This window comes from Pseudoalteromonas sp. T1lg21 (genome assembly GCF_002964625.1).
GTDB classification, from domain to species: domain Bacteria; phylum Pseudomonadota; class Gammaproteobacteria; order Enterobacterales; family Alteromonadaceae; genus Pseudoalteromonas; species Pseudoalteromonas gelatinilytica.
The window spans coordinates 248,537-272,470 of sequence record NZ_PQBX01000061.1 but is presented as its reverse complement, the minus strand read 5'-3'; the positions used below and the strand labels follow the sequence as shown (position 1 = coordinate 272,470).

Here is a 23,934-nt window from a genome sequence, read left to right as displayed (position 1 = left end):
CTGAGTAAACCAGCGACTAGCGTTTAGTTTAAAATCGGTAAGTAACAGATGCACCGATTGTTTGTGGGTTTACAACTGCCACATAGCCTTGTGGGTAGCGACCACTGACAGGTTCTTGTGAGGTATACGCCTCTTCATCTAAGGCATTGTTGATGAAGGCACTTATCAACCATTGTTCAGTATCGTAAGTCATCGATAAACGCGTAATGGTGTAATCACCTGCAACGCGTTCTTCTGTATTTGTTAAGTCACCATAAAATTCATCAACATAATTGGCACTTAAATTCACTTTTAGACTATCGGTAAACCAATGCGACAGACCTAAACTCGCCGTTAACTCCGGTGCAGAGTTTAAATCATTGCCGACGGCATCAGGAAAGGCTGATGATTCATCAATTTTAGTTTTCAATAAACCAAAGCCACCATGTAACTGCCACTGATCGCCCAGCATGCTGTAGGCTTCTACTTCTAAACCATAGCTATGAGCATCTTCAATATTAGTGATTTTACGCTCTGAGCTTAGCGCTTGATAACCGTTAAAGTTATTGTAAAACACATTAGCGCTGATATTTATGTCACCATTATTGATTACGCTGCGTGAACCAATTTCATAAGTATTAACGGTTTCTTCATCGTAGTAGTAATAATCTTCAGCAGTAAAATCAAGTGCGCCGCCCCCGGCATTGTAACCACGACGAGCACTGGCAAATAACGTTGTTTCGTCGCTAATATCATATTGAATCGCGAGTTTTGGTAAACGCAGTGTGTGTGAATTATCAAGTTGCTCAACGAGCATATCACCACGAAATGCCATATTGAAATTACGTAATTGTTCTTCACGCTCAATGCGCAGACCCGCTGTTAACGTTAATTCGCGGCTTAAGTTAAAGCTTGTTTCACCATAAACTGCGGTCGATTTACTGCTATCGTCGCCGTAATAATTGGTTGCTCCGACACTTTCAAAGTCTTGGTCACGGTCAAAATAAGCAAGACCAACAAAGCCTGAGTAAAAATCATTGCTTAAACCAAAGTTCAATTTGGTATCGACAGTGATGTTACTTTCATCCATTGATACGTCAGATTCTGCACTTTCAAGTGGTTCGTAAGCTTCAAATCCCCATTTGTAATCCATATAAGCAACTAAAACATCTAACGAAAAATCATCGTTAATTTTGTAATCAACATTCACTTGCGTGGTATCAGATTCAGTATCCATAATACGTTGATATAGCGGCTCATAATCAAATGGCTCATCCGCTAAAAAGTACTTACGACCCGAATTACCTTCTTCACTGTAAGTTGAATAAGTTAGCTGTACAGCAAGATCTTCGCTAGGTGTGTAAAGTAATTTAGCGCGTGTGCTACTGGTATTTAACTTGTTTAATTCACGATCAGTGGGGTTTGTTTCGTATACCGGTGGATTTGAAAATGTTTCGCCATCAACGTACTGAGTTGATAGACGAAATGCTAATACATCTTCAACTAACGCACCGGATACCACTGCGGCAGTATCTAGGTAGCTATCTTGGTTACGATAACCAACGCGCACAGCCCCTTCAAATTCTTGAGTAGGTGCTTTAGTTGTCATGTAAACGGCACCCGCAATACTATTACGACCATTACTGGTTGATTGCGGCCCTCGGTAAACTTCAATTTGTTCTACATCCCACAGACCCGTATCACCGGTTAAATCTGCAACAAACGGTTGGCTTACACCATCGATTAAGGTTGAAACACGGGCTTTGGAACCACCGCTAAATGAGTTAAAACCCGTTGCACCACCATTACCTGACACGCCTCGCATATCTGGTACCGAGCCTGTTAACACAACAACGTTCGCCATTTCTGACAGCGCTTCAGATATAGAAGCAAGTTGACCGTTTTCTAGTAAAGACTTATCAACAACCGCCACTGACGACATGGTCTCTTTAAGTGACTTCTCTGTTTTTTCACCTGTAACAACAATGGTATCCATTGATTTTCGACTGCTTTGGTCGTCATCGGCCCACGCTGAGCCTTGTGTAACAAGTAATGATGCAAGCATAACTTTGGTGAGTGAATTAAGTTTAAATGCAGTAGCCAATGTCCTTTCCCCGTAAGAGATTATTAGAATTAAACAAATTGAGTTTGATAAAAAAGCGCTAGGAAATTAACACAAGCTTAATGATATTGCAATTGAGTTTAGTTATCATTTACAATGAGATTTAACATCAACTACAACTATAATCTTATGCTCACTTTTACCGTTACCCTGCTTGTCGTTTTTGCTGTCAGTACTGTGTACTGCACTAGAAAGCAGCAGCGATTCTTAAAAAAACCTATTAAAAAACAATGGCGATTACTTTCGATTGCGTTAATCGTTTGCGCATTAATACTTGCCTTTCAACAATACTCAGTTACAGCGGCGGTGTTCTATATCATTTTTAGTCTGATGCTAATGTTGATGCTGATCCCTTTTATTAGCCTGCTGAAAAGAAAAGGATAATTCATGACAAGCTCATCTAAACGCCAACCAACTTGGTTAGGGAAAACCCTAGCGGGTGTATTTTTAGGGCTAGCCCTCTCATTTATTTTCGTTGCATTTTTTGCTTGGTATGGCCCAGGAGGCATTGATGCTCGCGATAAAGTGCAATTTAACATGTGGATGATCACGCCTGTTTGGCTAACCATTTTTAGTTTTAGTTATTTATTCAACTCAGCAAAGCAAGCGTGGCTTGTGCTTGGCAGCTTAACTGTGCTGCTTTATGGCGTGTTTTTTATGCTAAGGAGTGCATCATGAAAGTCAGATCGGATATTCTTCGCACCTATCAAGGTGTACATACATGGACTGGCATAATTGCAGGTTTAGTGCTGTTTATTGGTTTTTATGCGGGCAGTTTGACCATGTTCAAACACGAAATACAGCAATGGGCAGCCCCTATTCAAGCTCCTAAAATCACCAGCTCTAATTATGACTACCAAACGCTAGTAGATACGGCAATTAATGAGCAAGGCGAACAACTTGCTAAAGGCTTTAACCTTGATTTACATACCCAAGATGCACCTCTTTCGTGGTATATCCAAGGCAATGCCCGAGGCATGGAGCTTGATAAACAACTCAACTTCGCACACCTAAATGCTGATGGCACTTTAAACGTCAGCGCACAAACCGAAAACGAACTTGCCGATTTAGTTGATTATTTACACCGTACAGCTGGTTTTATAGGCGAAATTGGTCATGACCAATCAGGGGTCTATATTCTTGGTATTGCCTGTATTTTGTATTTTTTAGCTTTGGTCTCAGGAGTGATTATTTTACTGCCGACATTAGTTAAAACCTTTTTTGCACTGCGAAAAGAAAAAGGGCCTAGTCGATTCTGGCTCGATAGCCATAACCTTGTCGGTATAGCGAGTTTACCGTTTCATTTAGTCATTGCTTTTACCGTAGTAGTGTTTGCATTTCATGACTTTATTTATGGTGGTTTAGCGCAATTTTATGATGGCAAGCCACTGTTTCAGCGTCCTACGCCTGCCGCGCAAAGTTTTCATATTGAGAACTTACCACGCATTGATGAACAAGTACTCGCAGCGAAAAACTATGCCCCCGGCTATGAGCCAATCCATATTCGCTACAGTAATTTAAATTCAGCCTCACCTTCTGCGGTGTTTATGATGAGTAACAATAATGCGGTAGTGCGCGGACCAGATACTGATTACCTATTCATGAACCCGTACACACTAGAAGTGGTTAACTCAAGCTACCCGCAAGGCGAAGGTGCAGTGTGGGGTAACATGGTTGCCGGTATTTTCTCACTCCATTTTGGCACCTATGGGGGAGACTGGGGTCGTTGGGGCTACTTCGTTATGGGGTTACTTGGCGCCTTCTTATTCTATTCAGGTAATTTACTGTGGATAGACAAACGCTTTAAAAAAGATGCTAATAAACGCAGTACCTTGTTTATGGCAAAACTCACCATTGGCGTTTGTTTAGGGTCTATGATTGCCGTTGCCTTCACACTCGTTGCTGCCAAATGGCTACCTATATTTGTTAGCAACACAAACTACGCCACCCTATACAGTTACTACGCCGCTTTTTTTGCTTTTGTGATTTATAGCTTCTTAAAACCTGTAAAAAAGGCGACTATTGTTGGGCTTTACTTGCTTGCAGGCCTATGTGCATTAATGGTGCTCTCAACCTTACTAAAACTTGCTTTAAGTAACGTTAATTCGCTTTTTTACACAAGCTATATGGTTGATATTGTCGCTGCTATTTTTGCCGCTTTGTTCTTTAACATGGCCAAACGCCAGCAGCAAAAACAGGCCACGCAAACCATCATGCCGGCCTTTCAACAAGCAAACCAAATTTAAGCATTTTGAACACGGGTATCAAAGCAATTTGATACCCGCAATTTTGCTTTATCGAAAATCCGTGTCTGTTTAACGAAAAACATTTCTTATCCCACAAAACATCAGTAAAATCGCCGCAAACTTAAGGTATTAACTTTCATAAGGACAGTGATGCAGCGCACCATCCCACCGTTTTTTATTGCTGTTATTTGCGTGCTTCTTGCGATGGTCACCATTCAATCTGGTGCCTCCGTTGCCAAGCAATTATTCCCTTTAATTGGCCCTGAAGGCACAACCGCACTGCGCTTGGGTTTTTCTGCTGCTATTTTGTGTCTTGTGTTTAGGCCATGGCGCGCATTTCCGCCAGTGGGACAACGCATGCCTATTATCATCTATGGCCTAAGCTTGGGTGGCATGAATATTCTGTTTTATTATGCAATTGAGCGTATCCCGTTAGGGATAGGTGTTGCACTTGAGTTTACAGGTCCCCTTGCGGTTGCTCTGCTTTCGTCACGTAAAAAACGCGACCTATTTTGGGTAGCCTGCGCCATTGCTGGCATAATTTTATTATTACCCGATATGAAAGGCGAAGACAGCCTCGACCCTGTAGGTGTTATTTTAGCCCTTGCGGCGGGTGCCTGTTGGGCATTTTATATTTTGTTTGGTAAAAAAACCGGAAATCAAGGTTCAGGCGGGATGACCGTTGCTATGGGTATGAGCGTTGCCGCGATTGTACTTGTGCCCTATGGTGCTGCTTCTCAAGGCACTGCACTATTAAGCTGGGAAGTGTTACCGCTGGGTCTTTTAGTCGCCATTATGTCTAGCGCACTACCCTATACCTTAGAAATGGTGGCGCTGCGTAATATGCCTGCGCAAGGGTTCAGCATTATGATGAGCCTAGAACCAGCCATTGCAGCATTGGCTGGCTTTATGATCCTAGGCGAATTTTTAAACCTGTGGCAATGGTTAGCTATTTTACTCGTAATCACCGCGTCCGTAGGCAGCTCAATGTCGAGTAATTCTGAGGATCAGAAAAGTCAGAAAAACAGCTAATTTAACATTAAATATGCATTTTTTAGTACTTAAAGATTAAATTCCAGACTTAAAAACAGCTTTTATCGGCATTCGTAAAGTGAGGGTTCTCACTATAATGCTCACTATTAATACAAAGTGGTCTTATCTCTTTGTGTCGCAACAAACCTAATAGTGGGATTTACTTATGTCGATAAAAACTAACTTGTTACTTTCAAGCCTTGCAGTTGCAAGTACACTCGCTGCATCAAATGCTGTGGCAGCAAGCTGTCAGGGCGAAATTTTTGCAATGAACTCAGGCCGTGGTGAAACCGGTGTTGTATTTAGCCTAGACGAGCAAAACAAATCGGCTACGGCACATTCAATCGCCCAGTTTAGTTCTGCTGCGATTGCTTATGATGCCTCAACAAACCGTACTTATTATGCTTCATCACCTATTCCGTTAGAGTACAAAGTTGATGTAAGTCACCTAGACATCAGTGATGAGCAGTTTTCTCACCTACCAATTCGTGCCGATAAATTCAAATATAGTCGCTTGGCCTATTTAGATCATGCTACAGGTGAACATGTTGTGGTTGGTACAACTAAATCTGTAATTGGTATGACATATGATGCAAGCTCTGATTCACTACTTGCAGTAAGTTTTACCAAGCTTTATAGCATTGATAAAAACACTGGCGAAGCAACTGTGCTGGCTGATTATAGCGACCTTGATGGCTTGAGCCGCGCTGATTTAGTCATTAAAAATGGCGAGCTTTTACTAATAACCACAACATCTGTTTACAGCATTGACCGCACAAGCTTTGCGGCTACAGAGCTTTCAAAACACGATTTAATCGCGGTAGGTGGTGCCACAGTAAATAAAAATGGCGACCTTGTGATCAGCCGCTCTGTCATTAACGACCATGGCGATAAAAACGAATCAAAGCTATATCGCTTAGATCCGTACTCAGGTGAAACCTGCCTTGCAGCAACATTGCCAGTTCGCATTAACGACTTAACAACCAATACGCAAAATGCTGTGGCATGTGATGCAGAACCTAGCTGTTCATTACCAAGTGAATTAATTCCTTACTATTCAGAAGCAGTGATTAAACAGCTAGATAGCAACTGGAAAAGCTATGACTTTGGTGACCAAGAGTTTACAGCACCAGCTGTATTTACCTCTGCACCAACATTTAATGGTACACACGGTGGTACAAACCGTTTAACGGATGTAACACCAGAAGGTTATTCTGTATCTTTTCAAGAGTGGCAATATCTGCAAGACGGTAACGGTCATCCTCATATTGAGTCGTTTGACTTTTTAACGATGGACGAAGGTCGTTACACAATGAGCGATGGTACTATCGTTGAAATTGGCAGCTTTACTTTAAACGATACTAAAGCTTTCAAAGCGGTAGAATTTAGCGAAGCATTTACTGCAAAACCACATGTATTCTTGCAAACACAAACCTTTAACGGCCCACATACAGTATATACGCGAGTTGCAGGCTTAAATAATGCAGGTTTTAGTGCCGCATTTTATGAGCAAGATACTCTAAATGAAGGCCACCGTAATGAACGTGTTGCTTACTTTGCGATTCTTCCTGGCTCAGGTACAACGGGTACTCTAGAAACTCGTGCAGGTAATAAGCAATACAGCTTACACCAAGCTGATATAGATCATAACGGGGGCCAAATTGGCGATCATTTCTACCTGATACACGAAGAGCAATCTTTAGATGCTGAGGTAGTTCACACTAAAGAGCGAGTACAAGTAATGGATATCGAGGAAGTGAGCCTTGCTCAATCTATTACAAGTAGAGGTCCAGATAACTTTAGTATCCGCAGAAAATAAATACTCCTAAATCTAGGCGCCTCAGGGCGCCTTTTTCTTGCCCAATTAGTAAACTCGCCTTTTCATATACACAAAACTCTTTGACATAATTTGTTACATTTATTTGTATTAACATATCACTTTTGCGATGAATGATGATGATAATTATTATCAGTTGTGATAACTTACCCGCCAATTGTTTCCTTATTAAAAACAATAACCCTATAAAAATTTGCTAAATAACACGCGGAGATAAAAATGAAATTCACTCAGTTGCCTGTTGCAACCGCTATTCTTTGTGCACTTTACCCTCAAATCAGTTTTGCAGAACAAACGACTGACGTAGAGGCTAATCTCGAAAAAATCGAAATTGTAGGTATTCGACAAAACCGTATTAGTGAAGGCGCGACAGGTTTAGCGCTAGAAATTGATGAAACTCCGCAATCAATCAGTGTGATCTCTGCTGAGCAATTAAAAAATTATTCTGCTTTTAACATTAATGATGCTTTACGCTTAGCGCCAGGTATCAATGTTGAAGAATGGGAAACTAACCGTACCAACTATACATCACGTGGTTTTGAAATTAAGAATACACAAATCGATGGGGTTGGGTTACCGAATGATTGGGGCATTGTTACCGGTGCAATGGAAGCATACGGCTACGAAAAAATTGAAGTGATTCGTGGTGCCAACGGCTTACTTACTGGTGTAGGTAATGCATCGGGCACGCTTAACTATGTACGCAAACGCCCTAAAAACGAAAACGGCGGCGAAATCGGTGTCTCTGTTGGCTCATGGGATTTTAAACGTTTACAAGCTGACTACTCACTATTATTAACCGAATCAGGTAGTTGGGCTGCTCGTTTTGTGGCTGCTGCAGAAGATAAAGAATCATATCTAGATGGCCTTGAGAACAATCGCGAGTTTTTCTCTGCGGTGGTAGATGGGCAGCTTACAGATAACTCAACAGTTACTATCGGTTACTCATATCAAGATGCAGATACCGATGGCAATACTTGGGGCGGCCTTGTTTATAACTACACAGATGGTACGCAAGCTAAATGGGATGTCAGCGACACAACCACCCAAGAGTGGACAATGTGGGACACCATTAACACCTCTGCATTTGTTGAATACAACTATGTTTTTGCAAACGCATGGCAGCTTCAAGCGAGCTACAACTTCCGTGGTTTTGAAGAGCAAGACAAACTATTTTATGCCAGCGGCAGCATTGATAAAGACACCAATCTTGGCCTAAGTGGTTGGCCGGGTCGTTACGACAGTGAAGTAGATGCTGATTTATTTGAAATCAAAGCATTTGGTGCCTTTGAGTTGTTTGGTAAAGAGCACCAAGCAAGCTTTGGGGTAAGCCATGCTAAAAGTGATGATGTGATGTATCAACACCCGTTTGATTTTGATAATACACCCGCTTATGGACCAACGCCTGCGTTTCCGTACGATTTAGATGCGATCCCAGAACCGGATTGGTTAACACCGGTTCTGTATTCAGATATTGAGCAAAAGCTAACCCGTTACTTTGGCTCTGCTCAGTTAAATATTACTGATAAATTATTTACCGTGGTTGGTTTTAACGCTATTAAATTTGAACGCTCAGGTATGAATGCCGGTGCATCTATCGATAATGACGAAAGCGAAACAAGCCCATATATCGGTTTTACCTATAAGTTAAACGACGATTTAAACTTATATGCTAGTTACTCAGATATTTATCAGCCGCAAGAGCAAGCTGATTACAACGGCCAATACTTAGCACCGACTAAAGGCACTAACTTTGAAACCGGTGTTAAGGCTTCTTGGTTTGATGATGCTCTAATGACAACATTTGCCTATTTTACTGCAGAGCAAGATAACTTTGCGCAATATGCGGGCCTCACTGAAGATGGTATTTATTACTATGAAGGCGTGTCTATTGAGTCAGAAGGCTATGAATTTGAAGTTACAGGCAAAATCACCAACGCAATGAATATCGTCGCATCTTATACACATATTGATGTAACAGATGAAAATGGTGATGACACGAATAAATGGGCACCTCGCGATGTTGTCGGTGTAACAGTGGATTATGCGTTAACAGATGCAGTGGTTGTTGGTTTAAATGGCCGTTGGCAATCTAAAATCGAAAATACTGATTACAATGTTAAGCAAGGTAGTTACGCGCTGCTAAACGCCTTCGCGCGTTGGAATATTAATGACCAAGTAGCAGTACAAGCTAACGTTAATAATATTACTGATGAGCAGTATATCAATAGCTTACAAACCGTGGGTTATTACGGCGCGCCAACAAACGGTAGCCTAACTCTGACCTATAAGTTCTAAACGCTGTTTAGAAAAAAGTGTCGCCCGTTTGGGCGACACACATCTATTAATTAGGGCAATTACCTAATTCATAATACCCAGCACTAGTTTGCGCTAAGGTACTAGTATAAAAGGTGTTATAAAGACCAAGGTTATCACCTGAGCCTACCGCATAGGCGTAAGAGCCATTCGTGGTTGCGCGATTTGCTTGCACATGCGCATAGTTGCTTGAGGTGGTTTCAGTGCATTGGTAATCACCATTTGGTGTTGAGTCACACGCATCACCCACACCATCTGCATCACTATCTAGCTGATCACTATTGGCTACCAGCGGGCAGTTATCTAGGCTATCACTGACACCATCGCTGTCGGAGTCACTCGTTTCACCATCAGGAGTGCTGTCACACACATTACCAACCCCGTCATTATCGTTATCGGCTTGATCAGCATTCGCCACATTCGGGCAATTATCTGCGCCGTCGAGCACACCGTCATTGTCTGCGTCATTAGTCGGTTCGGTGGTGGTTTTGCATGCTTGTAATGGCCCTGCACAACTTGAATCATCATCAGCAATCCACTGACATTGATTTGTGCCCGCTGAATACTCGCGCATAGTAAAGGCTGCGGTTCCAAACGCTAAATAACAGGCAGAATAGCCTTCGCCCCAGCTAATGTGGCCTTCGTTGATATGAAGATTGTAATCGCCTGTTACGCCAGCATCGATGACAAAACTAATGCTATCTGTTGATGTAAGCGCAGTATCATCAGTTGCGGTGATCACTGCGTTATTATTGCCACCAGCCAAATTGCATTGCTCAGCAAAGTACTCTAGCCCATTCACTGTAGCCGTCACATCACCATTGCTAAAACTGACCACGACAGTGCTTAAATTTTGATTATCATCATCACCGTGCCCGTTACCGTAGCGCACTGCCCGTTTACACTAGCCGCAGTGTCACTCAGTAGCGGTGCTGTAGCCGCAGGCTCTGGTCCAACGCGTACCGTTAGATTAGCTTCATTACCTTGTTTCGCTTCATTATCTGTGGCACTGACACGCACTTCATAAAGTCCATCGCTGAGTGCACTTGTCACCCCGCTAAAAGTATTATTCGCATCGACTTGCACGTTCAGTGACTCAATTAAGCTTGCCGCGCCACCGGCTAGGCTATACACGTTAATATCAACATTCGTTACACTGCCTTCTGGGTCGACTGCACTGCCTGTAATGGTGAGCTGATTATTACTGTCTGTGGCAGTTAAATTACTAATTTCAGGGCCTGCATTACGATCAACTCGTTTATTATTAGCCGCAAAGTACTCACCGAGATAGGTTGCAAAATTAATACTGTTTGCCGCCACATAATCGCCAGACGCACCTTGCCCGCCCGACCACGAATGATCCAAATTATTAAACCACAGCATAGCAACCCGATTGTCTTGCCAAAGTGACTGCTCAGCGGTACGCGTTGCATCATCACTTATTGTTGTCGTACCTGAAAGTTGATTAACCCCATAAAGGGCAGCAAAGCCATCTGCGTTTTGCTGGTTATAACAGGTATTGACTGTGGTATCGGCAGTACCGTGACCAATCACCGCTATTTGTGTCGCAAAATGATCTTTATAACTGCCAGCATAGCTTTCACAGCGGGATACAAAGGTGTTTTCAGACACTGTTTCACAGGTCGAAATTGCCCCACTTGAACTTGTGCCGATGGTCGGCCCGGCGCTGGGTGCAACCCCGGCAAACACATCAGGCGCTACACAAGCCGTTTGTGCAGCCATTGCAGCCCCAGATGATAAACCTGCAATATAAACTTGTTTGGGATCAATATTACGCGCTGCATCACCACTTAATGCATTGGCTAAATTAATCAAATTCTTATAATCGCCAGAGCTTCTATTGATTGCTCCTTGCCAATATGACCAGCAGCTATAGCCTGCTTTATTCATTGCATCAGGAACGGCTATTACCATGCCATGGGCTTCGGCTGCATCTTCAAGATTCGCAGTTAAGTAGTTATTAATGGGTTGTACGCAGCCATGTAATACCAGCATCAAAGAATGGCCATTGCCTATGCTTGATTGCGTATCAGGAGTGTAAATATGAACATTATTAAAACCGCCAATGCTGACATTTTGCTGCCAACTCCCTGCAAAACTTGGCTGTGAGAAAATAGCAGCACAGAGCACTGCGAGTGGAGTAAACGACGCTGATTTTCGTTTACATAATTGTGTTACTTTTTGCATATATCGCCTTTATAGTCGTTATCATTGTTGTCTGTCAGTTGATGACTAACCCAATGTAGTAGAACTATTTAAAAAGCGAACTATAACTATAGTGCTATACAGCCATTAAAAAACAACCCAAAGGTAGCACCACTGGATTTATTGTCATTTTCAAAACTAAAGTTAATTTCATTAACAAAGCCAACGTAACTCGTTGGCTTTGCTTTTACTAAAGTATGGGCTTAAAAATTAAACCCTACTGATAGCCAATAACGACGACCATCTTCAACATATCCGTATTCAGCTTCGGTAATTTCTTTATTAAACAAGTTATAAACACCAAACCCTAACTTAATGCTGCGGCTTAAATCGTAGTTACCGCCAATATCAGCCAAGGTGTAATCTGGCGCAATTAAGCTGTCTTGCGACGGGCCTGTTGTCGGCTGGCTTTCTTCGCCGCGGTAATGAACACGTAGCCAGGTGCCTAGCTTATCAACTGGGCGCCAATTAACTGAAGTTTGTAAAATATGCTTCGGTAATTGATTAAGTGGGCTGCCTTTGTATTCACCGGTTTTTTGCTCAGAATCGGTGTAAGTGTAATTGGCACTGACATCAAGCTCACTGGTAATGTCGTAAGATACTGATAACTCAAAACCTTGAGTAACGGCTTCATCCACATTGACATAGGTCGTTGGCATCGAACCAAACTGGTTTGGTCCATCAGTACACTGGGTAAGTGGGCACGAAATACGGGTAATTTTATCTTCAAATTCGTTGTAAAATACGGTGCTTGAAAGCGATAAATCACGGCTGGCATCATAGTAGATACCCATTTCGTAGTTTACTGATTTTTCAGGGCTTAGATCTGGGTTACCGTAAATATTACCACCTCGACTCACTTGCCCCCAGGCCGCGGTAGATTGACGAATATTCGGCGCTCTAAAGCCTGTAGAGATACCCCCTTTTACCGTCAACGATTTAGTCGCTGTATACACACCATACAAACGTGGGCTGACATGCCCTGAAAAGTTACCATCATGGTCATAACGAAGACCCGTTGTGAGTTTAAACTGCTTCGTTGCTGACCACTCATCTTCGGCAAACACTGACCACTGCTCGTTCTCTACATGCGTTAGATCACTAATTTTGTTACTTGTGTAATCATCAAGCTCTTCTTTTAAATAAGCTGCACCAAGTGTTGCGTTGTGATCAGTAAATGGCAGCGTCCAGCTGGTTTGCGCATCGGTATTTTCGACGTACATTTCGCGCGAAGTATTATCAAATTTATCGTACTTTAAGTAACTGCGTGATGAGCCAAAATCATAAAAACCGTTATGGCTTAGTGAATACGTTTCTTGGTCGTACTCTGTGGTTGATGACTCTGGGCAGCCATTTCGGCCACAGCTTTCACCTTCAGCTAAAGGAGCAACTGTTTTGCCTAATGTTTCGTCAAGTTTTTGTTTTGCAGAGCCTACTTCCAGCATGATTTCGTGGTTATCAGAAGGCGTTAAGATAAACTTCGCTTTGATATTGCTTTGCTCTTTGCCACGAAAACCTGCTTCAAAATCGTCTTCATCACGCTTTGAAAATTGACCTGATAATTGCATACCTAATAACTCAGGAATTAAGCCACCCGCGGTGAAAAAGCTTCCTTGGTTAATATTGCCCGATTCACTTGATTCTTGAATCGTGCTATCTAAACGCAGTTCGCCGTACCACTTTTCTGGTGTTTTGCGGGTAATAATATTGATAACCCCACCAATTGCATCTGAGCCATATAACGACGACATAGGACCGCGAATAACCTCAATACGCTCAATTGCCGAAATAGGTGGAGTCCATGCTCCTTCAACACCTGGACCATCACTGTTTGGTCGAGTTTCGCGTGATGTTTGACGCTGACCATCAACTAAAATTAAAGTGTATTGGTTGGCCATACCACGAAGGCTAATATCTTTTCTGTCGCCACCACCTGTGACAACCACACCGGGAACATCGGTCATCGCATCGGTTAGATCACGATAAAAACGTTTTTCAAGCTGCTCTCGGTCAATAACACTGATACTGGCTGGCGCCTCTTTTAGCATTTGCTCGTAACCTGAAGCCGAAACGACGATGACTTCCATATCTTGTTTTTTGTCATCAGCGTATGCAAAATGGGAAAGACCTGCTAACACAGCAGCGGTGAGTGGTAAAACAGAAGAAACAACCCTCGTCATAATAATACTCCGTGACTTTTTGTTTATAAATGATAATAATTAGCGTTTGCATACTAATGAGAAGTCCCGATTTTCACAATTTACGATTTCTTAAAACTGAATTAAGAAGGCCTGAACCATGAATTCCAAGCTGATCAAAACATTGCGTGTATTTTCTCGTACTGTTGAAACGGGCAATATGAGCAGTGCAGCTGCAGAGTTATCGATGACCACATCGGCTGTCAGTCAACACATTAAGCAATTAGAGCAAGAAATCGGGTTAAGCCTATTTAACCGCAGCCCACGCGAACTCACATTAACCGAAGCAGGCCACTTGTATTATCAAAGCTGTTTGAAAATGTTGGCACTGGCTGATCAAGCCAGTACACAGTTACAACACTTACAAAATAAACCCAGTGGTGAGCTCAAATTAGTTGCGCCTGTGGGATTTGGCGGCGGCCTATTAAGTGAGCCTTTAGATCGCTTAATCAACGAGTTTGATGATTTACGTATTCAGTTAATTTTGACTGATGAGCCAATTGATATGATCAAATGCGGCGCTGATCTAGCGATTGCGATTGGCCCTTTAACTGACTCAAATCTCGTTGCTCGTAAGTTAGCTACTTGGCCGTTAAAGCTATGTGCTCATAAAGACCATGCAATTAGCAAACTTGATAAGGCCAGTTGGGAAGATCTAGGTAACTTTGCCCGTATCGCGCACAGCAACGCCGACAGTAATGCGTTTAACCCGTTAACGCTGGCAAGTAAGCCATTACCAAAAGCAAAAATCACCGTAAATAATATGCAAAGCTTAATTAAATTAGTGTGTGATGGTGTTGGCTATGGCGTGTTACCAGAGCCAGAAGTAAGGCATTTATTAAAATCGAAAGAGCTGGTTGAAATTGCACCCGAATGGGCAATGCCAAATTACACTGTTTATGCCGTGACTCCAGCGAGAGACAGCTTAGCGGCAAAAACAAAAACCGCCATTGATACATTAAGACTGTGCTTTAACCATGTGTCTAAGCAAGTTGAGTTAGTTGATTAAGACGCTACAAGGATAATACCCATTTGCCGTATGCGGATGGGTATTATCCAAATTAGCGTTAACCCAGCGCCAGCCAAACGCCCACACACATCATTAGCGCGCCAGCAATACGGTTTAACCACTTCACATTATCGCCTTTATCTAAAAACAGCCTTAAGCTCTTTCCGCCGGTAGCATAAATCAACATGCAGATAAATTCGCTCAGCATAATAATGCTCACTAATACGGCAAGCTGAGGGGCAACCGCTAAATCAACATTAATAAACGGAGGGAGTAAAGAAATCATAAATGCCCACCCTTTTGGGTTTGCAATGGCAGTGATATAACCCTGCGAGAATAATTGCCCACGACCAATTTGTTGCTGTTTATCATCGTTTGGTTTAAAGCTGGTTTTAGCGCGCCACATATTAACCCCCAAGTATATTAAGTACGCACCACCTAAGTATTTTAAAAAGGCAAATAATTCAGGGTAATTAAGCATAATACTGGCAACCCCTATCACCGCAGCAATGGCTACCGTAGCAACGCCTAACACCTCGCCGACCATCATCCACAGCGTACGTCGAATGCCCACACTCATCCCTAACGTCATGGCGAGCGTCATACACATACCAGGTGTAATAGAAACAAAGAAAAAGGTCGGAATAAAAACCGCGAGTACTGCTAAATCGAGCATAAATGCAATCACATGTTTATTGCTTAAAAAGAGAAAGCGATTAAATCACATTCACTTAAATAAGCAAACAAACACGCGATTGCTAACAGACTTATAAAAACATACCGCCCGATGCTTCAATGCGTTGCCCGGTCACCCAACGGTTTTCATCACCGAGTAATTGCGCAATCATAGGACCAATATCATCAGCTTGGCCAACGCGTCCCATGGCTGTAAATGAACTGACTAATTGCGCAACCTGCTCATTATCACGGACAGCACCGCCACCAAAATCAGTGGCAATTGCACCGGGTGCGACGACATTCACGGCAATATTGCGACCAGCAAGTTCTTTTGCCAGGTATTTGGTTAATACCTCAACGGCCCCTTTCATGGTGGCGTAGGCCGCTTTTCCTGGTAATGCGAAACGTGTCAGCCCTGAAGATAAGTTAATAATACGCCCGCCATCATTGATCATCTCATGCAGTGTTTGCGTTAAGAAAAACACCCCTTTTACATGTACATTCATCAAATTATCAAACATAGCTTCACTGGTATCAGCAAATGCGCTATCACTGCCATGACCTGCATTATTGATTAAATAATCAAATCGAGAGGTTTGCCATTGTGTTACTAAGGTACTTTCAAGTGTTTGTTTGAATTCAGCAAAACCTAAAATATCGCTCACATCAAGTTGGATGGCGACGGCTTTTGCCCCTAGCGCTGCGACTTCCTCTACAACTTGCTGCGCTTCATCTTTATGGCTTCTGTAAGTAAATACGCAATCAATGTTCTTACGTGCCAAACTTAAAACTGTATTTTTACCTAAACCGCGATTACCACCTGTGATCACTGCAATTTTGTTGCTCATCATGTTTACCTTTTGCTTTGGAGTTATTTTGAGCAACCAGTATATTTACACTGCAAAACCAGATAAACCATGTAAAATTGAATTAACTGTTCGTAAATAACAAACAATCATGAATGAACTAAATGCCATGAAAACCTTTGTTCAGGTTGCAGAGCTAAAAAGCTTTTCGGCTGCAGCACTTGCACTGAGCATGCCTAAATCATCTGTCTCGCAGTTGGTCAAACAACTCGAAGATACGTTAGGTGCTCGGCTTCTAAACCGCACAACAAGGCGAGTCACGCTGACCAACGAAGGCACAGTTTTTTATCAGCGCTGCAAAGATATGCTTGCTGATATAGACGAACTACAAACCCTATTTCATAAAAAAGACGAAGCGTTATCAGGGCGTCTTAGAGTAGATATGCCACAGCCAATTAGCAGACGTTTAGTGCTGCCGAATCTAGACAGCTTTTTATCTGCACACCCACAATTAGAGATTGAACTGAGCAGTTCTGACAGACGAGTTAACCTCATTGAAGAAGGCTTTGATTGTGTAGTGCGAGTCGGTCATTTAGAAGACTCATCGCTGATTGCGAAAAGAATTGGCCACTGCCCGATGATTAACTGTGTAAGCCCAGGTTATATTAAAAACTATGGCAACATCACAAAGCTTAGCGATTTAGCCGAGCACTACATTGTTCGCTATAGCCAAACACTCGGCCAACTTGACCCCGGCTTTGAATACCAAGATACACAAGGCGATTGGCAAACCCTGACCATGAAATCACAGCTCACAGTTAACAATACGGATGCCTATAAAGCAGCGTGTTTAGCAGGGCTTGGCCTTATTCAAGTGCCTCGTCATGGGGTTCTCGACGAGCTCAGCCGTGGTGAACTTATCCAAGTTTTACCTGACTACAATTTACCACCCATGCCTATGAATATTGTCTACCCAAATCGACGTCACTTACCAAGGCGCACCCGAGTATTTATTGATTGGTTAAGCGAGCAATTAAAACCGATTACCCAGAGTTAGTGTTAAATAAATACTCCTCATTGTTAAATCGATTCTTTTAAAGCGGCTTCTAATAACAAAAACACTACCGTTAAAATAAAAATCCCCGCTTAAAGGGCGGGGATTTTTTATGTAAGTAACTAAATAATTACTGAGTAACACCGTCAGCGGCAACTGGCTCTGCGGGCTTTTCGTCACTTAATAAGTATTTATCTAACCACTGCTCTTGCTCCCAAAGCACATGTAGCAGGCTCTTACGAGCACGATAGCCATGCGCCTCATAAGGTAACATCACTAAGCGGGCTTCTTTACCTAGGCCTTTTAATGCAGCATACATACGCTCACTTTGCATTGGGAAGGTACCCGAGTTTGGATCTTCTTGACCGTGGATCATCAGCATAGGCTCATTGATTTTCTCAGCATGGAAAAACGGTGACATCGCCGCGTACACATCTTGCGCTTGCCAAAAATCACGCTCTTCACCTTGGAAACCAAATGGCGTTAGGGTGCGGTTGTAAGCACCACTGCGAGCAATACCGGTTTTAAATAAATCGCTGTGCGCTAACAAATTCGCCACCATAAAGGCACCATAAGAGTGACCGGCAATGGCAATTTTGTCTTTATCTGCCACACCCTTTTCAACAAGTACATCTACCGCAGCTTTAGCACTTGCAACCAGCTGCTTACGGAATAAGTCGTTCGGCTCTTTACCATCAACACCCACAATTGGCATTTTCGGGTCGTCAAATACGGCAATACCTTTTGCAAGATAAGGCATTGGCCCCCAATAACCGATATAGGTAAACTCATATGGCGATTCGCGCATTTGTGACGCAACGGCTTTATCTTTGTATTCAAGCGGATAAGCCCACATTAGAACTGGTAACGGGCCTTGAGTTGCATCATAACCCGGCGGCAAATAAAGCGTACCACTAAGCTCAACGCCGTCATCACGCTTGTATCGAATTAACTCTTTAGTCACTCCTTTAAACTCTGGATAAGGGTGCTCAAAAGTCGTAAGTTGGGTCAGGGTTTTATCGTCTAGGTCGCGAATAAAGAAGTTAGGTTGCTCAGTTTTAGATTCGCGAATGGTAATTAAACGCTCGCCTTCGTCATCAAGCATGGCACGCACACGCTCATAATATGGCGCTTCTGATTGCCAAACGCGAGTTGTGGTATTGGTTTTTACATCATAACGGTCTAAAAACGGAATATTGCCCTGTTCAGAGGCACCATTACCACGTAAGAAAAGATAACGGCCGCCAACAACTTTTAATACGTCAGCGCCTAAATCATTCTTTTCATAGATTGGGTAACCTGGATCTTTATAAGCATCGTTATAGCTGCGCTCTGAAAATAGCACACGGTTTTTATCTGCATTACGCGGTTGAATTACAAAGACGCGCTCTTGTCGATCGCTAAAGCGCCACTCAGATAACAAAGCAACATTGCCATTGCCCCAAGCGATTGAATCAAATCGGCGTTCGACTTTAGCAAATAACTGTGGATCACGTTTAAAAGGTGCTCTTAGGCTATAAAGGTGATCGTGATAAGGCACGTCGGTTTTCATATCGCCGCCGTCTTGCGCTTCTGCCCAAATGACTTCAGCGCCTTGATCTGCTCGCCATTGAAAATCACGGCGACCAGTACGCACACTGTCATAGCCTTGTGGAATGTTATCTGCTAAAGACTGCTTCGCAAGCTCTGCTAACGTATAGCCACGCATGCCCCAAATTTGCCAAGTTGCAGCAAATCGGCTGTAAGGCACTTGATACGAAAAAGGCTCATCAATCATACCAACCAAAATATTGGTAGAATCAGGCGAGACCGAAAACGATTTAATTAAGCCCGGTTGACCAATTGGTTGGCCTTGACCACTGAGCGGAATATAAGTCAATTGGCTTTGTGCAAAGAATTTAAATTGCGCTTCATCATATGGGCTAGTTAGCAAATTTTGATATGTACGCGCAGGTGCTTTTTCACCACTGCTTTGTTGGATAACCGGCACGACTTGCGTGCTGTCATTGCTGATGCGCGTTTTACCAATATTGACCGCGGCATTAGCAACAATGGCGCTACTATCTGGCAGCCAAGTGTAAGGTGTGCTGGTTAAAACCGAGTTCAGCGAGGTATCACTGAGCTGGCGGGCTTGTTTAGTGCTTACATTATAAACCCATAGATTAGCACTCGTTGCTTGCTCAACCACAAACGCCAAGTACTGGCTGTCGCTTGACCAACTTGGTGAACGTAAAATACCGTTTGGCAAACCCGACACAACAATTTCAGAACCGGTTTCGACATGCTTAAGCACTAAAGATGTAAATTTATTTCGTTCTCTCGAGCGCGAGAAATTAGCTGGATTAAGCTTAATACCTGCAAGCTTTAACTCTTCTTTGGCTAAGTCTTGTAAGGTATCGATGCGTTTTCTATCAAATAACGCCAACCACTGACCATCATTCGATAAATAACTACTCGGTGCAAGCTTAGCATCAACCACAGCAGCCAGTGCAGGCGATGGGGTTTGATAACCTTGATTGGCAAAACTGGGTGTGCAAACAGCTGCGCCAATGACCAGCGCAAAAAGCAATTTGAATGCTTTCATGTTCGTTCCTTTTTCGTTTTTATTTTCTATTCTGTAAACAAGTAGAACATGTTTGCAGCATTTCATAAAGAGTTTCGACTCTTTTAGCAGCCAATCAGTGACTTAAACTGCTAAATTACGCTAAAATAAAAGCACTCTATTCACCACTTTTTGCTAATAAAAATGAAAAAATCGACAGGCAAAGTCACAATTTGGGATGTTGCTGAACAAGCGCAAGTTTCAAAATCAACCGTGTCTTTGGTCCTTACCAACAGTGATAAGGTCAGTAAAAAAAGTAAAGAAAAAGTACTGGCTGCCATTGATAAGCTTGGTTATGTGTATAACCGTGATGCTGCAGCACTTCGCAGCAAACGCTCAAACCTCGTTGCGTTGGTTATAAACGACTTAACCAACCCCTATTCAGCTCAGCTTGCTGTTGGTCTCGAAAAACACATTTTTGAACTTGGCATGCTGCCAATGCTCGTGAATATTGCAGAGTGTGTAGAAAGACAAACCCAAGTGGTAAAAACCTTAAAAGAATACAACGTTTCGGCGTTCATCATGTGTCCGGCTCCGGGCACACAACAGCAGTGGCAGGATGATTTAATAAATAGCGGCTTTCCGGTTATTAATATCATGCGTGAAATTCCGTTTTCAGCAGCGCCGTGTATTTTGCCTGACAACAAAAAAGGCACGCACATTTCAACCAGCCATATTTTATCACAAGGCATTGAAGAAATAGCCTTTTTAGGCGGCACGGCAGAAATATCTGATTACCATGAACGGTTAAGTGGTTTTTTGTCTGCGCTTGATCAATTTAATATCACCGATGAAAAACCCGTTATTCAAGCGCCGACAAATCGCCAAGGGGGCCGAGAAGCCTTTAATACCCTTATAGAGCAAGCACCAAATACCAAAGCCATTGTCTGTTTTAATGATGTGATTGCCTATGGCGCGATTGAAGCAATGCGTCAACACGGCCTAGAGCCGGGTCAAGATATCAAAGTTATTGGCTTTGATGACTTAGAAGATTCGCGCTTAATGCTGCCTTCTCTTTCAACCATCGCCATTAATGCCGATGAAATCGGTAAACGCACCTGTCAGGTGTTAAAAGAACTCTTAGATAAATCAACACCCCCAGTTCGCACTTTGGTGGATGTTAACTTAAAAATACGAGACTCAAGTCAATGAAAAAAGTGTTAGTGATCGGCTATGTATGGCCTGAGCCTAATTCGTCGGCAGCCGGCACCCACATGATGTCACTCCTGCGCGCCTTTCGCGCAGAAAACTGGCAAGTTGAATTTGCAAGCCCCGCGCAAAAAACCGAGCACATGGTGGATCTCAGCGTAGATGGCATTACCACACAGGTCATTGCATTAAACTGCTCAAGCTTTGATGAGTACGTGCAAGCGTATAACCCTGATATTGTGATGTTTGACCGCTTTATGATGGAAGAGCAGTTCGGTTGGCGAGTCGATAAATACTGCCCTAATGCACTTAAGATTCTTGATACCGAAGATTTACAGTGCCTAAGAAATGCCCGCCACGACGCTCATAAAGCAGGTCGAGCATTCAGCCATAGCGATTTACACAGTGATATTGCAAAACGAGAAATCGCGGCTATTTTACGCTCAGACATCAGCTTAATTATCTCGCACTACGAGATGCAGCTGCTCAATGACGTTTTCAAAGTCGATAGCGCCCTACTTCACCACTTACCATTTTTGGTTGATTTACAGCATATTCCCACCAGCACCAAAGCATTTGCTGAGCGCAAACACTTTATGACCATAGGTAATTTTCGTCATGCGCCAAACTGGGATGCTGTGTTGTACTTACAACAAATTTGGCCGCTGATCCGCAAGCAATTACCTGATGCCGAACTCCACATTTATGGCTCTTACCCGCCACCAAAGGCGACAGCCCTTAACAATCCGAAAACCGGATTTTTAATTAAGGGCTGGGCAGATGATGCCTATAAAGTAATGGAAGATGCCCGTGTGTGTTTATCGCCACTACGTTTTGGGGCGGGTATTAAAGGCAAGTTACTCGAAGCGATGATCATGCAAACGCCAAGCGTAACAAGCCCAATTGGTAGTGAAGGCATGCATCAAGACGAACCATGGTCAGGTGCAATCTGTGAAGATGCACAGCAGTTTGCTGATGCAGCAGTGGCACTTTATCAAGATGAAGCTCTGTTTACCCAAGCACAGCAAAATGGCCAGCTGTTATTGCAAAAATATTATGACAAATCAAAACTTCAATCGCAGTTAATCGCTAAAATTACCGCTATTAGTGAGTCATTAGCACAGCATAGAGAGCTAAATTTTACAGGCCAAATGCTCAAACATCACACCATGCGTTCGACCCAATATATGGCGCAGTGGATTGAAGCAAAAAATAAGTAATTTTGCCGTAAATAACACTAGACATAGCGGCTTTTGCCGCTAAAATCGCGCTGGTCAATTTAAGCGATATAGTCTTGCTATTAGACTATATCTTATTGAATTTTGGTCTATCCTTAACTGAACAATTTAACCTTTGGTTCAAAACGCCTTTGAAAACCGCAACGTTTACTGAAAAACGAAAATTTATCGTGAAGCTTGGCAAAATGCTTCATAAATACGGTACACCTGCATACCGACTAGAAGCGCACTTAATGGAAGTTGCGACTTACCTCGGCTTAAAATCATCTTTTGTTATGTCGCCAACATCTGTCACCTTTGTTATTTGGACAGATGGTCACGAAGAAGAGTACACCCATGTTGCGCGTGTTGATCCGGGCGATCACGACTTAGGCTCGCTGGCAGATACCGATGACTTAGTAAACAAAATGCTCAACGGTGAGCTAACGCTACAAGAGGTCGATAAACAACTCGACATCATTTATAACCTGCCAAACCCATATAATAGATTTATGACCGGCGTTGCTTTTGCAACCTCTGGCGGTGCATTTGCCATGTTAATGGGCACAGGCTGGAATGATGTATTTTGGTCAGCACTGATCACCTTAGTGGTGTATTTGTTTGTGCTTTGGTCAACACGCTCAAAACGCGTTGCGCATATGCTTGAGCCTTTAGTTGCCATTGTTTCTGCAATTATCGCGTGTGCGGTCAGTGTTTACCTAGACGCCGAAATAAACATTCGATTGGTGGTGCTTTCAGCCATCATTGTGTTTATACCCGGTTTAGCATTAGCACTTGGATTAGCTGAGCTTGCAGCAAGGCACTTGGTGTCTGGTACAGCACGGGTGATGGACTCATTCATGCTGCTGTTTAAGCTGTATTTTGGTGCTTTCATTGGTATTGGTATTGGCTTCGCTATTTTTGGTCAAGCAGACTACGTGCAACCAGAGCCTTTACCAAAATGGACCGCATGGCTTGCTATATTCATGCTCTGTAGCAGCCTAATTGTCATTTTTAGAACCAAACTAAAGCATGCGGGTTGGTCTATTGCTTCTGGCTTTATCGCGTATGGCACAAGTATTGGTTCTGCCATGTATCTAGACTACACATTGGGCACATTTGTTGGCGCTTTATCTGTTGGAGTGTTCAGTAACTTGTTTAACCGTGTTGCTAATGCACCCGCCTCCATTGTTGCCATGCAAGGCTTGATAGTATTGGTGCCAGGCAGTAAAACCTATATTGGTTTGAACTCATTGATTGAAGGTCAAGATTTCGTGTATGCCGAACATATTGGTCAACAAACCTTCTTGATATTCATGTCATTAGTGGCGGGGCTTATCTTTGCTAACGTCGCGCTGCCACCGAAGAAAAGTCTATAACTTACTTAGCCCGAGTTTCTCGGGCTTTTTCTTTTTATTTCACCTTACATCCCTGATTTTATTGCTGCTGTTTGCCTACCTGAC

The 23,934-nt window shown here is 42.9% G+C and carries 17 protein-coding genes; 10 read left to right on the top strand and 7 right to left on the bottom strand.

Annotated elements, in window-relative coordinates:
• Positions 1-28 precede the first annotated feature (28 nt).
• Entirely contained in the window at positions 29-2,044 is a 2,016-nt protein-coding gene (locus C2M25_RS17910; protein ID WP_063701349.1) for a TonB-dependent receptor, read from the bottom strand.
• 444 nt (positions 2,045-2,488) lie between these two features.
• Here C2M25_RS17910 and C2M25_RS17905 point away from each other — a divergent pair, with 444 nt between their 5' ends.
• From C2M25_RS17905 to C2M25_RS17880, 5 genes are all read left to right on the top strand, one after another.
• Complete coding sequence (locus C2M25_RS17905; RefSeq protein WP_054562490.1) at positions 2,489-2,779, top strand: hypothetical protein; 291 nt, start codon at positions 2,489-2,491, stop codon at positions 2,777-2,779.
• Entirely contained in the window at positions 2,776-4,347 is a 1,572-nt protein-coding gene (locus tag C2M25_RS17900; RefSeq protein ID WP_105181767.1) for a PepSY-associated TM helix domain-containing protein, read from the top strand. The genes C2M25_RS17905 and C2M25_RS17900 overlap by 4 nt, the downstream gene beginning before the upstream one ends.
• 150 nt (positions 4,348-4,497) lie before the next feature.
• Positions 4,498-5,379 carry an EamA family transporter gene (locus tag C2M25_RS17895; protein ID WP_063701217.1) on the top strand — a complete coding sequence of 294 codons (882 nt, stop codon included), beginning with the start codon at positions 4,498-4,500 and terminating at the stop codon, positions 5,377-5,379.
• Positions 5,380-5,545: 166 nt separating this feature from the next.
• Positions 5,546-7,198 (top strand): hypothetical protein, encoded by a 1,653-nt coding sequence (locus C2M25_RS17890; RefSeq protein ID WP_105181766.1) that lies wholly within the window; start codon positions 5,546-5,548, stop codon positions 7,196-7,198.
• Between the two features lie 237 nt (positions 7,199-7,435).
• On the top strand, positions 7,436-9,514 hold the full coding sequence (locus C2M25_RS17880) for a TonB-dependent siderophore receptor (RefSeq protein ID WP_105181765.1): 2,079 nt from the start codon (positions 7,436-7,438) through the stop codon (positions 9,512-9,514).
• Positions 9,515-9,560: 46 nt separating this feature from the next.
• Here the strand turns inward: C2M25_RS17880 and C2M25_RS22085 are convergent, their stop codons facing one another.
• The 3 genes from C2M25_RS22085 to C2M25_RS17870 all read right to left on the bottom strand — a co-directional run bounded on the left by C2M25_RS22085 (position 9,561) and on the right by C2M25_RS17870 (position 13,938).
• Positions 9,561-10,424, bottom strand: a complete 864-nt coding sequence (locus C2M25_RS22085; RefSeq protein WP_234003607.1) for a thrombospondin type 3 repeat-containing protein — start codon at positions 10,422-10,424, stop codon at positions 9,561-9,563.
• The gene (locus C2M25_RS17875; RefSeq protein ID WP_234003606.1) at positions 10,379-11,740 is read right to left on the bottom strand and encodes an extracellular catalytic domain type 1 short-chain-length polyhydroxyalkanoate depolymerase; all 1,362 of its coding nucleotides are present in this window, start codon (positions 11,738-11,740) and stop codon (positions 10,379-10,381) included. The genes C2M25_RS22085 and C2M25_RS17875 overlap by 46 nt, the downstream gene beginning before the upstream one ends.
• A gap of 221 nt (positions 11,741-11,961) precedes the next feature.
• The gene (locus C2M25_RS17870; RefSeq protein WP_105181764.1) at positions 11,962-13,938 is read right to left on the bottom strand and encodes a ligand-gated channel protein; all 1,977 of its coding nucleotides are present in this window, start codon (positions 13,936-13,938) and stop codon (positions 11,962-11,964) included.
• Between the two features lie 118 nt (positions 13,939-14,056).
• On the opposite strand from C2M25_RS17870, the gene C2M25_RS17865 reads away from it, so the two are divergent.
• Entirely contained in the window at positions 14,057-14,965 is a 909-nt protein-coding gene (locus C2M25_RS17865) for a LysR family transcriptional regulator (protein WP_063701233.1), read from the top strand.
• A gap of 58 nt (positions 14,966-15,023) precedes the next feature.
• On the opposite strand, the gene C2M25_RS17860 is transcribed toward C2M25_RS17865, so the two are convergent.
• Together C2M25_RS17860 and C2M25_RS17855 are read right to left on the bottom strand one after the other, a co-directional pair.
• Positions 15,024-15,641, bottom strand: coding sequence for a LysE family translocator (locus C2M25_RS17860; protein ID WP_105173796.1), 618 nt, complete (start codon positions 15,639-15,641; stop codon positions 15,024-15,026).
• A gap of 91 nt (positions 15,642-15,732) precedes the next feature.
• Positions 15,733-16,494, bottom strand: coding sequence for an SDR family NAD(P)-dependent oxidoreductase (locus tag C2M25_RS17855; RefSeq protein ID WP_199775191.1), 762 nt, complete (start codon positions 16,492-16,494; stop codon positions 15,733-15,735).
• Positions 16,495-16,600: 106 nt separating this feature from the next.
• Between C2M25_RS17855 and C2M25_RS17850 the strand changes: the two genes are divergently transcribed.
• The gene (locus C2M25_RS17850) at positions 16,601-17,506 is read left to right on the top strand and encodes a LysR family transcriptional regulator (protein WP_105173617.1); all 906 of its coding nucleotides are present in this window, start codon (positions 16,601-16,603) and stop codon (positions 17,504-17,506) included.
• 127 nt (positions 17,507-17,633) lie between these two features.
• Here C2M25_RS17850 and C2M25_RS17845 read toward each other — a convergent pair whose 3' ends face one another.
• Positions 17,634-20,087, bottom strand: coding sequence for a S9 family peptidase (locus tag C2M25_RS17845; RefSeq protein WP_105181763.1), 2,454 nt, complete (start codon positions 20,085-20,087; stop codon positions 17,634-17,636).
• Positions 20,088-20,249: 162 nt separating this feature from the next.
• Between C2M25_RS17845 and C2M25_RS17840 the strand changes: the two genes are divergently transcribed.
• The 3 genes from C2M25_RS17840 (at position 20,250) to C2M25_RS17830 (ending at position 23,850) form a co-directional block, all read left to right on the top strand.
• Entirely contained in the window at positions 20,250-21,257 is a 1,008-nt protein-coding gene (locus C2M25_RS17840; protein WP_063701247.1) for a LacI family DNA-binding transcriptional regulator, read from the top strand.
• Entirely contained in the window at positions 21,254-22,474 is a 1,221-nt protein-coding gene (locus C2M25_RS17835) for a glycosyltransferase (protein WP_063701250.1), read from the top strand. The genes C2M25_RS17840 and C2M25_RS17835 overlap by 4 nt, the downstream gene beginning before the upstream one ends.
• 149 nt (positions 22,475-22,623) lie before the next feature.
• Positions 22,624-23,850, top strand: a complete 1,227-nt coding sequence (locus C2M25_RS17830; RefSeq protein ID WP_082873990.1) for a threonine/serine ThrE exporter family protein — start codon at positions 22,624-22,626, stop codon at positions 23,848-23,850.
• Positions 23,851-23,934: the final 84 nt, after the last annotated feature.

Excerpts from the sequence above, each read along its gene's own strand:
- C2M25_RS17855 (WP_199775191.1), bottom strand. The coding sequence starts at position 16,494 with ATGATGAGCAACAAAATTGCAGTGATCACAGGTGGTAATCGCGGTTTA.
- C2M25_RS17910 (WP_063701349.1), bottom strand. The coding sequence starts at position 2,044 with ATGCTTGCATCATTACTTGTTACACAAGGCTCAGCGTGGGCCGATGAC.
- C2M25_RS17850 (WP_105173617.1), top strand. The coding sequence starts at position 16,601 with ATGAATGAACTAAATGCCATGAAAACCTTTGTTCAGGTTGCAGAGCTA.
- C2M25_RS17865 (WP_063701233.1), top strand. The coding sequence starts at position 14,057 with ATGAATTCCAAGCTGATCAAAACATTGCGTGTATTTTCTCGTACTGTT.
- C2M25_RS17900 (WP_105181767.1), top strand. The coding sequence starts at position 2,776 with ATGAAAGTCAGATCGGATATTCTTCGCACCTATCAAGGTGTACATACA.
- C2M25_RS17860 (WP_105173796.1), bottom strand. The coding sequence starts at position 15,641 with ATGCTCGATTTAGCAGTACTCGCGGTTTTTATTCCGACCTTTTTCTTT.
- C2M25_RS17835 (WP_063701250.1), top strand. The coding sequence starts at position 21,254 with ATGAAAAAAGTGTTAGTGATCGGCTATGTATGGCCTGAGCCTAATTCG.
- C2M25_RS17890 (WP_105181766.1), top strand. The coding sequence starts at position 5,546 with ATGTCGATAAAAACTAACTTGTTACTTTCAAGCCTTGCAGTTGCAAGT.
- C2M25_RS17895 (WP_063701217.1), top strand. The coding sequence starts at position 4,498 with ATGCAGCGCACCATCCCACCGTTTTTTATTGCTGTTATTTGCGTGCTT.
- C2M25_RS17840 (WP_063701247.1), top strand. The coding sequence starts at position 20,250 with ATGAAAAAATCGACAGGCAAAGTCACAATTTGGGATGTTGCTGAACAA.
- C2M25_RS17845 (WP_105181763.1), bottom strand. The coding sequence starts at position 20,087 with ATGAAAGCATTCAAATTGCTTTTTGCGCTGGTCATTGGCGCAGCTGTT.
- C2M25_RS17870 (WP_105181764.1), bottom strand. The coding sequence starts at position 13,938 with ATGACGAGGGTTGTTTCTTCTGTTTTACCACTCACCGCTGCTGTGTTA.
- C2M25_RS17880 (WP_105181765.1), top strand. The coding sequence starts at position 7,436 with ATGAAATTCACTCAGTTGCCTGTTGCAACCGCTATTCTTTGTGCACTT.
- C2M25_RS17905 (WP_054562490.1), top strand. The coding sequence starts at position 2,489 with ATGACAAGCTCATCTAAACGCCAACCAACTTGGTTAGGGAAAACCCTA.
- C2M25_RS17875 (WP_234003606.1), bottom strand. The coding sequence starts at position 11,740 with ATGCAAAAAGTAACACAATTATGTAAACGAAAATCAGCGTCGTTTACT.